A 14280-nucleotide genomic window follows, 5' to 3' on the forward strand; every position below is an offset into this window, starting at 1 on the left:
ATCGTAAATCGTTCTGTCGAACTTCATCAAGATTCTTGTGCCGGCTGCATCTGCTTTTGAGGATGTTGGGTGTGCAGTGTCGTCAGCTTCTTCGTCAAGATATTCAAAATCACGCCGTAGGCTGGCAGGAAGAAGAGGGTGCAGATGGTGAGTTTGAACAGATAATCGACAAAAGCGATGCCCTGCCAGTTTGCCGCCATAAATTCATCGCTGCTGGCGTAGAAGGCAATGGCGAAAAATACCAACGTATCCAATGCGTTGCCGATGACGGTTGATGCGGTCGGGGCAATCCACCACGCTTTCAGACGACGTAATTTGTTGAACACAAAAATATCAAGGATTTGTCCGAGTGCGTAAGCGGCAAAGCTGGCTAAGGCGATGCGTCCGACAAAGGTGTTGAATTCGGACAGCGCGCCTAAGCCTGTCCAGCTGCCGTCGTGGAACAAAACGGAAAAGATGTAGGAAAGCAAAAGAGCGGGGAACATGACCCAAAAGATAATCCGCCGTGCCAAGTGCGAACCGAAAATGCGGACGGTCAGGTCGGTGGCAAGGAAAATGAAGGGAAAGGAAAACGCGCCCCAAGTGGTGTGGATGCCGAAAATTTGGAAGGGGAACTGCACCAGATAGTTGCTGGCGGCAATGATGAGGATATGGAAAAGCACCAGCCAGAAGAGCGCCTTCTGTTGTTGCGCTGTTGTAAATTCGTACATGGAAATCTTTCGGAAAGGCTTTCAGACGACCTTCTCGTGAAAAAGGTCGTCTGAAAATGCTTAAAAAGGGGATGGATTATTGGCTGTCGTGTTCGAACAGGCGTTTGCGTGCCAGTGTTTCAAACTCGGTACCTGCTTTGCCGTAATTGGCAAAAGGATGAATGGCGATGCCGCCGCGCGGTGTGAATTCGCCGAAAACTTCGATGTATTTCGGATCCATCAGGGCAATCAGGTCTTTCATGATGATGTTGACGCAGTCTTCATGGAAATCACCGTGGTTGCGGAAGCTGAAGAGATAGAGTTTCAGGGACTTGCTTTCCACCATTTTGATGTGCGGGATGTAGCGGATGTAGATGGTGGCAAAGTCAGGCTGCCCGGTCATGGGGCAGAGACTGGTGAATTCGGGACAGACGAACTTGACGAAATAGTCGTTGTCGGGATGTTTGTTGTCGAATGCTTCAAGAATTTCGGGAGCGTAGCCGGTCGGATATTGGGTTTTTTGATTGCCCAAAAGAGAGATGCCTTGCAGCTCTTCGGTATTGCGGGACATGAGGATTTCCTTAGTTTTTTAATGTGGGAGGTTTTCGAACCACGAAAGGCGGATTGTAATATAAGGGGAACTATGTTTGTGATTTTTTTGATAATTATAGTGGATTAACTTTAAACCAGTACGGCGTTACCTCGCCTTGGCTCAAAGAGAACGATTCTCTAAGGTGCTGAAGCACCAAGTGAATCGGTTCCGTACTATCTGTACTGTCTGCGGCTTCGTCGCCTTGTCCTGATTTAAATTTAATCCACTATATTTAGCGGTTGAACGCTGGGATGGAAATGCAAAAAATGATAGGTGGGTGCGGATGTTTTGATGTGGCGGTAATGCCTTTGCAAAGTAATGCGGATTGAATTTAAACTGATTTTTAAATTTATGATTTTTCTAGTTAATTTTTCCGCATTAATCGTAAAAGTTAAAATTTTTTTGAAGTGTTTTCAGTAGTATCTCAAAAGTCATGTTTTGAGTTATAGAACTAAGGAGAAGCGCCATCTCTCTAATAAATTATGGGGTTTTCAATATAAACAATAAATTAAGTTGTCGGTAACCACAAATCTATCCTTTCTGAATACTGATTTTGTAGAGTAAGAATTCGGAATTACATACAAATTAGATGACTTATGCATAAAAAACGCCACTTGTTATCTTCTTGGACCGATTGTCAGATTTTCATTCGGAAAATAATCAGTTGAATTAGTATAGCGGCATTGAATAAGTATTTGGTATTTTGAAGCAAATGAGATTGTCATTATTTGTTCTGATTTGCAGCATATACAGCCAATAAATTTAAGAAGAGGATATTTATAATGAGTTTTTCACAAACCGACTTGGTCAACGCGCTGCGCCAACTTTCCGACCGCCTGCCTGAGTTTTCAGAACAACAGGTAAGAACAGGGCGTCTGTTACGGGTAACAACCGAACGTCTAAGCAGTCATCTTAATGAAAATTTGAAAACTTTCGGTATCAACGAGAATTTATGGTTCGCTTTGATGGCGGTTTACGTCAGCCCTAAAAGCGAAATCCTTCCTTCGCGTTTGAGCGACTTGATGGATTTGACACGTACCAGTGCGACCCGTCTTTCCGATGAGATGGTAGAACGGGGATGGGTAGGTCGTCATATCAACCAGCAAGACCGCCGCCAGATTGTGTTAAAATTGACACAGGAAGGTGAGTCTTTTATCCAACAAGTATGGCCGCAGATTTCCAGTAAGAGCGGTGAAGCTTGGGAAGATTTTACCAATGAGGATTATACCCAGTTGCAAAATCTGTTGGGCAAGCTGTTGAACCGTTTGGACAGCTGATCTGATGCAGTAAGAATTGTGGCAGGGATAAAAGTAAAAAACGGAGTCTGCCATGAAATCAAATATTGCCAAACGGGGCATCTGTATTATCGCAGTATCTGTACTTGCAGCTTGTGCGCAGTTTGGTAAACAAGTACCGTTGGAAGAACCAACGGTGTATTCTTTGCCCGATGGTAAGTCGGCATCCCTCATTCAAGACGGATGGTGGTTGCAATTAAAAGATAACAAACTGAATCAACTGGTTGTACAAGCTATCCAGACATCAACGGATTTGCGTATTGCCAAGGCGCGTTTCGAGCAAGCACAAGCGCAGCTGGGAATAACCGAAGCCGCCGGCAAAACGCAAATCGGTATGTCCGCGCGCGGGGTTGGAATGTATGTTGCACCCAAGCCCGCATCTTCCCGTATCGATACCGACCATACATTATTGTTGGCAAACGCGGCAGTACAGGGAAGTTGGACATTCGACTTTTGGGGAAAAAACCGTGAGCAGATTGCAGCGGTTTTGGGACGCCGTCAGGCAATTCTGTATGAAGCCCATCAGGCACGGATTGAGCTGGCGAACGCGGTAGCCAAGCAATATTTTATTTGGCAGGCTTTGAGCGAGCGACAAGCTCTTGTGCAGGAACGTATCAATCTGTCAGAGAAAATGCAGCAATTGGTCTCACGCAGAGTCCATGCAAACCTGATGCCCGCACAATCATTGTACCCGCTTGAATTGGCAAGTCAGCAACTTCAGTTGGAAAAAACGTCATTGGAACAACAGATTGCCAAAGTCCGACATGCCTTGGCAGTATTGAGCGGTAATGTGCCGGGAGCGCTTTCCGAACAAGAGCCCGGTAGGATGGGGGCGGTTCCTGTTGTGCCTGTGAATAGAATCCATGCGGATTTGTTAGCAGCCCGACCGGATATCGCGGTACAAAAATCATTATTGGAATCTAAGCTGCATACGGTTAAATCCACCGAAGCAGAGTTTTATCCCAATATTGAGTTAAAAGCCTTGGCGGGTCTTGGACATATTGATGCGTTCAATGTGGTAAGGGGTAAAACATCAGGCATGCTGGGTATTGTTCCTGCTATCAATCTTCCTATTTTTACGTCTGGGGCATTACAGTCAAAATTGGCAGGCAAACGCGCAGAATATAATGAGCAGGTGGCCGTGTACGATCAAACGGTTTTGAATGCGATGCGTTCTGCTGCGGATGCTGTTGTAGATTACCAAAGCCTGCAAAGCAAACAGTCTACTTGGGATAAAATGCTGAAAATATCCGAGAAGTCGGTTAAAAATGCTCAGGGTAGAGTGAGGGCGGGATTGGATAATGGTCTTAGCGCATTACAAAAACAAGATGATATGTTGCAAGTGAAAATGCAATTGGTGCAGTATCAATCTGAACGGTTGATTGCATGGAGCAATCTGAATGCCCAGTTGGGCGGTGGGTTTAAAACGCAATAGAAGGTTTTCAGACGACCCCTTTCCTTTTAATCAAGTCAATTGGCGATATTTTGGATATGCATTTAACGTTTAAATGTATGTATTCAGAATGTCGCCAATTGCTTTTTGGTTGTCAGGAATCGGTATTGCTTGGATGACTTTGAAATGATTGTTTGCGCCTAATGGTAAAAGGGGATATCCAAATGGTTTTTAAATATGATTGTTACTTGATTGAGTAACGATGCGGCTATAGAATGCACCTCTGTATGTATTTTTCAGTATTGTCTATTCTATTAAAATCAATGAGATATTAGTGGGATGGGGTGCATAAGGAAAATAGTCTGTAATTACCCAGGTTAAAATGAAATCATGGATGCGAATCTAGAAAATAATGAACAATTACGCAATTCAGGGACAAAAAGTTCAAGGGTGGGGCGTAAACGCGGGCGTAATCTGGCAGTTATTACACTGCTTTTTATTTTGATTGCAGTCGGTGTGGCTCTTGCGTATTTCTTATTCTGGCAATACGAGGAAGAGACAGAAGATGCCTATGTTGCGGGTCATCTGGTGCAAATTACCCCTCAGGTCACCGGTACGGTAAGGAAGGTGATGTATGACGATACTGATGTGGTCAAAAAAGGGGATGTCTTGGTTGCGTTGGATGACAGCGACTTCCAACTGGCTTACGAGCGTGCTCAAAATGAATTGATTCAGGCAATTCGTCAGAATAAACAACAAACTGCGGTTAACTCAAAAGCAAAAGCGCAAGTTCTTTTACGAAAAGCCGAATTGGCAAAGGCTCAGGCAGATTTGCGCCGACGTGAAGCTTTATCGGGAACGGATGCGATTTCAGGTGAAGAGTTGAGTCATGCCCGTGCTGCGGTGGTTCAGGCGCAAGCGGCTTTGAAGGCAGTGGAAGCGGAAGAGACTTCTGCACAAGCAGTTTTAGGTAATAATATCCCTCTGCGGCAACAACCTGCGGTGCAAACAGCCATCAGCCATATTAAGGATGCATGGCTGAATCTGCAACGCACCCAAATTCGCGCACCGATGAATGGACAGATTGCCAAACGAAATGTTCAAGTTGGGCAGCGTATTGCCCAAGGTTCCCCAATGATGGCTGTGGTTCCTTTGAGTAATCTTTGGGTGGATGCTAACTTTAAAGAATCGCAACTGCGTCAAATGAAAATTGGTCAACCTGTTGAAATGACTGCTGATTTATATGGAAATAAAGTGGTCTATCATGGCAGGGTGATGGGTTTGTCAGCGGGTACGGGCAGTGCATTCTCTCTTTTGCCGCCGCAAAATGCGACGGGGAACTGGATTAAGGTTGTGCAACGTGTTCCGGTCCGCATCAGTTTGGATGCGAAAGAGTTGCAGGCTAATCCGCTTCGTGTCGGTTTATCTATGAAGGTAAAGGTTGATATTTCAGGTGCCGGCTCAGGAAAAAACATGACGGCTGCAGCTGATAAAAATGTAGCATCCCCGGAAACTGAAGGCGTAGATTGGGCTGCCGCCGATGCGTTGATCGATAAGATTTTTGAGAAATACGCTAAGTAAAAATGTTTTCAGACGACCTTTCATGCGTTGAATTGCTGAGAATGTGGGTATTTGATAGCGAATAGATATCGAAGCGCATGAGGAAGCAAAGTTGTGATGGATTAAATAATGCAGAGCAGAACTTTGTTTTTAGCTTGCGATGATGTGAACATTCATCAAAGAGGTCGTCTGAAAAGGGGTGTGTATCTAAGCGCAATCACTGTGCAATATATTGAATGAATAATAGCGAAGAAATATGAATTATCCGCCATTGCAGGGTGTTAGGCTGGTGCTGGTTACGTTGGCGCTCAGCCTTGCCGTTTTTATGGAAGTCTTGGATACCACGATTGCCAACGTTGCAGTACCGGTAATTGCCGGGGACTTGGGGGCGGCGACTACTCAGGGTACTTGGGTTATTACGTCATTTGCCGTGGCTAATGCGATTTCAGTGCCGCTAACCGGATTTATGGCAAAACGGTTTGGCGAAGTAAAACTGTTTATCGCCTCCGTAGTGGGATTTGTTTTGCTGTCGTGGTTGTGCGGCATTGCACCCAATCTTCAGGCTTTGGTGATCTTCAGGGTGTTACAAGGCTTTGTAGCCGGACCGTTGATTCCGCTGTCGCAAAGTTTGCTCATGGCGTCGTATCCTCCTGAAAAACGAACATTGGCTTTGGCATTGTGGGCAATGACCGTTGTCGTCGCGCCTGTTTTAGGTCCTATTCTCGGCGGTTGGATTTCGGATAATTGGCATTGGGGTTGGATTTTCTTCATCAACATCCCTATCGGTATTATTTCTGCACTTATTGTGTGGCAGCAATTGAGGGATAGGGAAACGGAAGTGGTTAAGACGCCGATAGATTACATCGGTTTGGTCTTGATGGTGGTTGGCGTCGGTGCGCTGCAAATGATGCTTGATAGAGGTAAAGAGTTGGACTGGTTTGCCTCTGGAGAGATTATTGTATTAGGTATCGTCGCATTGGTATGTCTGACGTATTTTGTGGTTTGGGAGCTTGGCGAGAAATACCCGATTGTCGATTTTTCTTTGTTTAGCAACAGAAATTTTACGATAGGCGTACTGGCAACTTCATTGGGCTTTATGGTTTACATGGGTACGCTCACGCTGTTGCCGCTGGTGTTGCAGTCTAATCTTGGCTATACCGCAACATGGGCGGGCTTGGCGGCTGCACCGGTGGGCTTTCTTCCTATCTTGTTGTCCCCGATTATAGGTAGATTCGGCAACCGCATTGATATGCGTCTTCTTGTTACCGCAAGTTTCTTGACGTTTGCTTTTACTTTCTATTGGCGCACTGATTTTTATGCCGGAATGAATATGAGCAATGTTGTTTGGCCCCAATTCTGGCAAGGCTTGGGTGTGTCCATGTTTTTCCTTCCGTTGACCAGCATTACATTGTCCCATATTAAATCCGATCAGATTGCATCAGCAAGTAGCCTGTCTAATTTCTTGCGCGTCTTCATGGGTGGTGTGGGTGTATCCATAGTCAGTACCATGTGGGAGCGGAGAGAAGCTTTGCATCATACGCAACTGAGTGAACAGATTAATCCATATTCGAGTTTGACTGTTCAAACAGTTCATGAAATGACGAATCGGGGGCTGAGTGAACAGCAGGTTTTGAAAAATATTTCCGATGCCATTACGCAGCAAGGCTTCATTATGGGATCAAACGAGATTTTTCTGGCTGGCAGTATCTTGTTCATCGTCATGATTTCCATAATTTGGTTTGCTAAGCCGCCGTTTAATGGGAGTTCATCAGCAGGGCATTAAATATCACAAAGGTCGTCTGAAAATTTTCAGACGACCTTTGCTGTTGTAGAAGATAGTTAAGGTTAACCTGATTACTTACAGGTTTAGTTTGTCCAGATGGCGAGCAAGAGATTGAACAATTTCTTCTGCTACCTGTAATTTCTCTTTCTCAGGGAAAGATAGTTCCTCTTCATCCGTAATAATAGTAATCTGATTGGTAGATTTTCCCATTGCCTGAGAAACGTCATTGGCAATCAGCATCGGAATGCCTTTGCGTAAACGTTTTGCTCGAGCATATTCCAAAACTTTTTCACTTTCTGCTGCAAATCCAATACAAAAAGGAGGTTTGGGTAAGGCTGCTACAGATGCCAAAATATCAGGATTGGCTTCCAATTCAAGGGTCGGGGTATCTTTTGAATTTTCTTTTTTCAATTTGTGCGGGCTGCTGTTTTTTACCTTATAGTCAGCCACAGCGGCTACGGAAATAAAAACATCCTGATCTTCAATATATTTATGAACAGCATCGTACATTTCTTGGGCGCTAATAGCCCGTTCCATATGATAGAGACCGGTCGGCAGGGGAGTTTGTAACTGTCCATAAATCAACGTAACTTGTGCTCCGGCCATTCTGCATACGCGGGCTAGGGCAATGCCCATCTGGCCGCTGGAAATATTCGTAATTCCACGGACCGGGTCAATCATTTCCAAGGTCGCGCCGGCAGTGATTAAGATTTTTTTGCCGGCAAGTATTTTCGGCGTCCATAAATCATGAATCAAATCGGCAAGTTCAACAGCTTCAGGCATTCTCCCTATCCCGATTTCACCGCAAGCCTGTTCGCCATAGGATGGCTGGAAAACTGTGATGTCGTCTGAAATCAGTTGTTGGATATTCCTTTGATTGGCAGGATTGTTCCACATCTCCACATTCATCGCCGGAGCGACTGCCATGGGGCATTTTCGTGCTGCTGCCAAATTGGTCAGCAGATTATCAGCAATACCGTTGGCGATCTTGGCAACAGTATTGGCAGTAGCGGGAGCAATCAAAAAAACATCCGCTTCTCGGGTTAAATCAATATGACTCATTCCTCTAGTCGAGTTACCATCGTGCGTATCAACTAGAACAGGATTTCCGCTTAATGCTTGAAACGTAAGGGGGGTAATAAATTCAGTGGCTGCACGGCTCATTGCCACCGTTACAGAATATCCTTGTTTTTTTAGTAATCGGACCAACTCACATGATTTATAAGCCGCAATACCACCGCTTATCCCTAAAAGAAAGTGTTTACTCATTACAGCAACTCAATCCAATTTGAATCAAATAAGTCATAATACTAACGGATACTGTTCAAAAAAGTAACAGGGACTTATGGGTGGATGGCTTTAAGTTGTGAGTTGAAGCTCGGTATGTTTGAAATTGTTTCGGATATTTATGATAAAGGTCGTCTGAAAGAGGTTTCAGAAGACTTTTACTGTTGATTGAGTTTGGTTTGAGAATATTTTGAAATAAAAGTCTTTGTATTTCAGGTTGTTGTTAGGTTTTTTGGAATTTTTTGCGGTTTAGGGATTGACGGTTTTCGAGGAGGGGGGTATAGTTCGGTTCTTCGCTGCTTTGGCGGTGATTGAACGAACAGGTAAGTATATCACAGTTGGTCTGATTTTTCGAGGTTTTAAGAAAAGTTTTGATTGACAATGAGATGAAATGCTTTATAATTCGTTTTCGCTCTTTAACAAAACAGATTACCGATAAGTGTGAGTGCGACAGCCTCACACTGTTTGAAAGACAGACAAGATGATGTTTTAGACATTGTCCTGTTGGTTTCTTTGAAGCAGACCAGAAGTTAAAAAGTTAGAGATTGAACATAAGAGTTTGATCCTGGCTCAGATTGAACGCTGGCGGCATGCTTTACACATGCAAGTCGGACGGCAGCACAGAGAAGCTTGCTTCTTGGGTGGCGAGTGGCGAACGGGTGAGTAACATATCGGAACGTACCGAGCAGTGGGGGATAACTAATCGAAAGATTAGCTAATACCGCATATATTCTGAGGAAGAAAGCAGGGGACCATTTGGCCTTGCGCTGTTTGAGCGGCCGATATCTGATTAGCTAGTTGGTGGGGTAAAGGCCTACCAAGGCGACGATCAGTAGCGGGTCTGAGAGGATGATCCGCCACACTGGGACTGAGACACGGCCCAGACTCCTACGGGAGGCAGCAGTGGGGAATTTTGGACAATGGGCGCAAGCCTGATCCAGCCATGCCGCGTGTCTGAAGAAGGCCTTCGGGTTGTAAAGGACTTTTGTCAGGGAAGAAAAGGGCGGGGTTAATACCCCTGTCTGATGACGGTACCTGAAGAATAAGCACCGGCTAACTACGTGCCAGCAGCCGCGGTAATACGTAGGGTGCGAGCGTTAATCGGAATTACTGGGCGTAAAGCGGGCGCAGACGGTTACTTAAGCAGGATGTGAAATCCCCGGGCTCAACCTGGGAACTGCGTTCTGAACTGGGTGACTAGAGTGTGTCAGAGGGAGGTAGAATTCCACGTGTAGCAGTGAAATGCGTAGAGATGTGGAGGAATACCGATGGCGAAGGCAGCCTCCTGGGATAACACTGACGTTCATGCCCGAAAGCGTGGGTAGCAAACAGGATTAGATACCCTGGTAGTCCACGCCCTAAACGATGTCGATTAGCTGTTGGGCAGCATGACTGCTTAGTAGCGAAGCTAACGCGTGAAATCGACCGCCTGGGGAGTACGGTCGCAAGATTAAAACTCAAAGGAATTGACGGGGACCCGCACAAGCGGTGGATGATGTGGATTAATTCGATGCAACGCGAAGAACCTTACCTGGTCTTGACATGTACGGAACCCTCCAGAGACGGAGGGGTGCCTTCGGGAGCCGTAACACAGGTGCTGCATGGCTGTCGTCAGCTCGTGTCGTGAGATGTTGGGTTAAGTCCCGCAACGAGCGCAACCCTTGTCATTAGTTGCCATCATTAAGTTGGGCACTCTAATGAGACTGCCGGTGACAAGCCGGAGGAAGGTGGGGATGACGTCAAGTCCTCATGGCCCTTATGACCAGGGCTTCACACGTCATACAATGGTCGGTACAGAGGGTAGCCAAGCCGCGAGGTGGAGCCAATCTCACAAAACCGATCGTAGTCCGGATTGCACTCTGCAACTCGAGTGCATGAAGTCGGAATCGCTAGTAATCGCAGGTCAGCATACTGCGGTGAATACGTTCCCGGGTCTTGTACACACCGCCCGTCACACCATGGGAGTGGGGGATACCAGAAGTAGGTAGGGTAACCGCAAGGAGCCCGCTTACCACGGTATGCTTCATGACTGGGGTGAAGTCGTAACAAGGTAGCCGTAGGGGAACCTGCGGCTGGATCACCTCCTTTCTAGAGAAAGAAGAGGTTGTCGCATTCACACTTATCGGTAAACTGTAGAAGATGCGGAAAAATGCTTGAGTGAAGACAAGGTTCGCTTAAGAAGAGAATCCGGGTTTGTAGCTCAGCTGGTTAGAGCACACGCTTGATAAGCGTGGGGTCGGAGGTTCAAGTCCTCCCAGACCCACCAAGAACGGGGGCATAGCTCAGTTGGTAGAGCACCTGCTTTGCAAGCAGGGGGTCATCGGTTCGATCCCGTTTGCCTCCACCAATACTTTCCAAATCAAAGCGAGTTAAAAGGCAGTGTAACTGCTTTCTTTTTTTCTAAAGAGAAGTCTGCTGACGAATCAGTTTGACGGAAAAAGAAAGGCTGCTATAATAATCAGCTCATTTTGATTTGCGAAGTAAATAGCAATATTGAACGCATCGATCTTTAACAAATTGGAAAGCCGAAATCAACAAACAAAGACAATGTGTCTGTTTTTGATGATTGACCAATTGCAAACGGTCAGTTGTCTCCTGGATAGGAAAAGAAAAACAGGTACAGTATTTGGGTGATGATTGTATCGACTTAATTCCGAAAGACAAAAGGCGGGATTAAGACACAACAAGCAGTAAGCTTTATCAGAGTAGGAAATTCAAGTTTGATGTTCTAGTCAACGGAGTGTCAGGCAAAGTCAGAGAAGTTCTTGAAATGATAGAGTCAAGTGAATAAGTGCATCAGGTGGATGCCTTGGCGATGATAGGCGACGAAGGACGTGTAAGCCTGCGAAAAGCGTGGGGGAGCTGGCAATAAAGCTATGATCCCGCGATGTCCGAATGGGGAAACCCACTGCATTCTGTGCAGTATCCTAAGTTGAATACATAGACTTAGAGAAGCGAACCCGGAGAACTGAACCATCTAAGTACCCGGAGGAAAAGAAATCAACCGAGATTCCGCAAGTAGTGGCGAGCGAACGCGGAGGAGCCTGTACGTAATAACTGTCGAGATAGAAGAACAAGCTGGGAAGCTTGACCATAGTGGGTGATAGTCCCGTATTCGAAATCTCAACGGTGGTACTAAGCGTACGAAAAGTAGGGCGGGACACGTGAAATCCTGTCTGAATATGGGGGGACCATCCTCCAAGGCTAAATACTCATCATCGACCGATAGTGAACCAGTACCGTGAGGGAAAGGCGAAAAGAACCCCGGGAGGGGAGTGAAATAGAACCTGAAACCTGATGCATACAAACAGTGGGAGCACCCATGTGGTGTGACTGCGTACCTTTTGTATAATGGGTCAACGACTTACATTCAGTAGCGAGCTTAACCGAATAGGGGAGGCGTAGGGAAACCGAGTCTTAATAGGGCGAAGAGTTGCTGGGTGTAGACCCGAAACCGAGTGATCTATCCATGGCCAGGTTGAAGGTGCCGTAACAGGTACTGGAGGACCGAACCCACGCATGTTGCAAAATGCGGGGATGAGCTGTGGATAGGGGTGAAAGGCTAAACAAACTCGGAGATAGCTGGTTCTCCCCGAAAACTATTTAGGTAGTGCCTCGAGCAAGACACTGATGGGGGTAAAGCACTGTTATGGCTAGGGGGTTATTGCAACTTACCAACCCATGGCAAACTAAGAATACCATCAAGTGGTTCCTCGGGAGACAGACAGCGGGTGCTAACGTCCGTTGTCAAGAGGGAAACAACCCAGACCGCCAGCTAAGGTCCCAAATGATAGATTAAGTGGTAAACGAAGTGGGAAGGCCCAGACAGCCAGGATGTTGGCTTAGAAGCAGCCATCATTTAAAGAAAGCGTAATAGCTCACTGGTCGAGTCGTCCTGCGCGGAAGATGTAACGGGGCTCAAATCTATAACCGAAGCTGCGGATGCCAGTTTACTGGCATGGTAGGGGAGCGTTCTGTAGGCCGATGAAGGTGCATTGTAAAGTGTGCTGGAGGTATCAGAAGTGCGAATGTTGACATGAGTAGCGATAAAGCGGGTGAAAAGCCCGCTCGCCGAAAGCCCAAGGTTTCCTACGCAACGTTCATCGGCGTAGGGTGAGTCGGCCCCTAAGGTGAGGCAGAAATGCGTAGTCGATGGGAAACAGGTTAATATTCCTGTACTTGATTCAAATGCGATGTGGGGACGGAGAAGGTTAGGTTAGCAAGCTGTTGGAATAGCTTGTTTAAGCCGGTAGGTGGAAGACTTAGGCAAATCCGGGTCTTCTTAACACCGAGAAGTGACGACGAGTGTCTACGGACATGAAGTAACCGATACCACGCTTCCAGGAAAAGCCACTAAGCTTCAGTTTGAATCGAACCGTACCGCAAACCGACACAGGTGGGCAGGATGAGAATTCTAAGGCGCTTGAGAGAACTCGGGAGAAGGAACTCGGCAAATTGATACCGTAACTTCGGGAGAAGGTATGCCCTCTAAGGTTAAGGACTTGCTCCGTAAGCCTCGGAGGGTCGCAGAGAATAGGTGGCTGCGACTGTTTATTAAAAACACAGCACTCTGCTAACACGAAAGTGGACGTATAGGGTGTGACGCCTGCCCGGTGCTGGAAGGTTAATTGAAGATGTGAGAGCATCGGATCGAAGCCCCAGTAAACGGCGGCCGTAACTATAACGGTCCTAAGGTAGCGAAATTCCTTGTCGGGTAAGTTCCGACCCGCACGAATGGCGTAACGATGGCCACACTGTCTCCTCCCGAGACTCAGCGAAGTTGAAGTGGTTGTGAAGATGCAATCTACCCGCTGCTAGACGGAAAGACCCCGTGAACCTTTACTGTAGCTTTGCATTGGACTTTGAAGTCACTTGTGTAGGATAGGTGGGAGGCTTAGAAGCAGAGACGCCAGTCTCTGTGGAGCCGTCCTTGAAATACCACCCTGGTGTCTTTGAGGTTCTAACCCAGACCCGTAATCCGGGTCGGGGACCGTGCATGGTAGGCAGTTTGACTGGGGCGGTCTCCTCCCAAAGAGTAACGGAGGAGTTCGAAGGTTACCTAGGTCCGGTCGGAAATCGGACTGATAGTGCAATGGCAAAAGGTAGCTTAACTGCGAGACCGACAAGTCGAGCAGGTGCGAAAGCAGGACATAGTGATCCGGTGGTTCTGTATGGAAGGGCCATCGCTCAACGGATAAAAGGTACTCCGGGGATAACAGGCTGATTCCGCCCAAGAGTTCATATCGACGGCGGAGTTTGGCACCTCGATGTCGGCTCATCACATCCTGGGGCTGTAGTCGGTCCCAAGGGTATGGCTGTTCGCCATTTAAAGTGGTACGTGAGCTGGGTTTAAAACGTCGTGAGACAGTTTGGTCCCTATCTGCAGTGGGCGTTGGAAGTTTGACGGGGGCTGCTCCTAGTACGAGAGGACCGGAGTGGACGAACCTCTGGTGTACCGGTTGTAACGCCAGTTGCATAGCCGGGTAGCTAAGTTCGGAAGAGATAAGCGCTGAAAGCATCTAAGCGCGAAACTCGCCTGAAGATGAGACTTCCCTTGCGGTTTAACCGCACTAAAGAGTCGTTCGAGACCAGGACGTTGATAGGTGGGGTGTGGAAGCGCGGTAACGCGTGAAGCTAACCCATACTAATTGCTCGTGAGGCTTGACTCTATCATTTGAAGA

At 46.8% G+C, this 14280-nt stretch carries 7 protein-coding genes, 2 tRNA genes, 2 rRNA genes and 1 riboswitch; of the genes, 8 read left to right on the forward strand and 3 right to left on the reverse strand.

Features of this window, described 5'->3' with window-relative positions; translation table 11 throughout:
* Positions 1-26: 26 nt before the first annotated feature.
* Together MON40_RS02645 and queF are read right to left on the reverse strand one after the other, a co-directional pair.
* Positions 27-710, reverse strand: coding sequence for a 7-cyano-7-deazaguanine/7-aminomethyl-7-deazaguanine transporter (locus tag MON40_RS02645; RefSeq protein WP_003780140.1), 684 nt, complete (start codon positions 708-710; stop codon positions 27-29).
* Between the two features lie 76 nt (positions 711-786).
* Positions 787-1260, reverse strand: coding sequence for a preQ(1) synthase (queF, locus tag MON40_RS02650; RefSeq protein WP_003780138.1), 474 nt, complete (start codon positions 1258-1260; stop codon positions 787-789).
* Positions 1261-1264: 4 nt separating this feature from the next.
* Positions 1265-1309, reverse strand: a riboswitch (PreQ1 riboswitch).
* Between the two features lie 754 nt (positions 1310-2063).
* Here queF and MON40_RS02655 point away from each other — a divergent pair.
* From MON40_RS02655 to MON40_RS02670, 4 genes are all read left to right on the forward strand, one after another.
* Positions 2064-2558: a MarR family transcriptional regulator gene (locus MON40_RS02655; RefSeq protein WP_003757030.1), complete on the forward strand. Its 495-nt coding sequence runs from the start codon at positions 2064-2066 to the stop codon at positions 2556-2558.
* A gap of 52 nt (positions 2559-2610) precedes the next feature.
* Positions 2611-4011 carry an efflux transporter outer membrane subunit gene (locus MON40_RS02660; RefSeq protein WP_003780134.1) on the forward strand — a complete coding sequence of 467 codons (1401 nt, stop codon included), beginning with the start codon at positions 2611-2613 and terminating at the stop codon, positions 4009-4011.
* Positions 4012-4359: 348 nt separating this feature from the next.
* Complete coding sequence (locus MON40_RS02665; protein ID WP_003757026.1) at positions 4360-5550, forward strand: HlyD/EmrA/EmrK family protein; 1191 nt, start codon at positions 4360-4362, stop codon at positions 5548-5550.
* 235 nt (positions 5551-5785) lie between these two features.
* The gene (locus MON40_RS02670) at positions 5786-7312 is read left to right on the forward strand and encodes a DHA2 family efflux MFS transporter permease subunit (protein ID WP_003763839.1); all 1527 of its coding nucleotides are present in this window, start codon (positions 5786-5788) and stop codon (positions 7310-7312) included.
* A gap of 75 nt (positions 7313-7387) precedes the next feature.
* On the opposite strand, the gene coaBC is transcribed toward MON40_RS02670, so the two are convergent.
* Entirely contained in the window at positions 7388-8581 is a 1194-nt protein-coding gene (gene coaBC, locus MON40_RS02675; protein ID WP_242925987.1) for a bifunctional phosphopantothenoylcysteine decarboxylase/phosphopantothenate--cysteine ligase CoaBC, read from the reverse strand.
* Positions 8582-9146: 565 nt separating this feature from the next.
* Here coaBC and MON40_RS02680 point away from each other — a divergent pair.
* From MON40_RS02680 to MON40_RS02695, 4 genes are all read left to right on the forward strand, one after another.
* Positions 9147-10687, forward strand: a 16S ribosomal RNA gene (locus MON40_RS02680).
* 101 nt (positions 10688-10788) lie between these two features.
* A tRNA-Ile gene (locus MON40_RS02685) sits at positions 10789-10865 on the forward strand.
* A gap of 5 nt (positions 10866-10870) precedes the next feature.
* Positions 10871-10946: transfer RNA gene (locus MON40_RS02690), tRNA-Ala, on the forward strand.
* Positions 10947-11376: 430 nt separating this feature from the next.
* Positions 11377-14268: ribosomal RNA gene (locus MON40_RS02695) — 23S ribosomal RNA — on the forward strand.
* The 16S and 23S rRNA genes sit together here with 2 tRNA genes alongside, the layout of an rRNA operon.
* Positions 14269-14280 lie beyond the last annotated feature (12 nt).

The sequence above is a fragment of the Neisseria macacae ATCC 33926 genome (assembly GCF_022749495.1).
In the GTDB taxonomy this organism is placed as follows: Bacteria; Pseudomonadota; Gammaproteobacteria; order Burkholderiales; family Neisseriaceae; genus Neisseria; species Neisseria macacae.

Excerpts from the sequence above, each read along its gene's own strand:
- queF (WP_003780138.1), bottom strand. The coding sequence starts at position 1,260 with ATGTCCCGCAATACCGAAGAGCTGCAAGGCATCTCTCTTTTGGGCAAT.
- MON40_RS02645 (WP_003780140.1), bottom strand. The coding sequence starts at position 710 with ATGTACGAATTTACAACAGCGCAACAACAGAAGGCGCTCTTCTGGCTG.
- MON40_RS02670 (WP_003763839.1), top strand. The coding sequence starts at position 5,786 with ATGAATTATCCGCCATTGCAGGGTGTTAGGCTGGTGCTGGTTACGTTG.
- coaBC (WP_242925987.1), bottom strand. The coding sequence starts at position 8,581 with ATGAGTAAACACTTTCTTTTAGGGATAAGCGGTGGTATTGCGGCTTAT.
- MON40_RS02660 (WP_003780134.1), top strand. The coding sequence starts at position 2,611 with ATGAAATCAAATATTGCCAAACGGGGCATCTGTATTATCGCAGTATCT.
- MON40_RS02655 (WP_003757030.1), top strand. The coding sequence starts at position 2,064 with ATGAGTTTTTCACAAACCGACTTGGTCAACGCGCTGCGCCAACTTTCC.
- MON40_RS02665 (WP_003757026.1), top strand. The coding sequence starts at position 4,360 with ATGGATGCGAATCTAGAAAATAATGAACAATTACGCAATTCAGGGACA.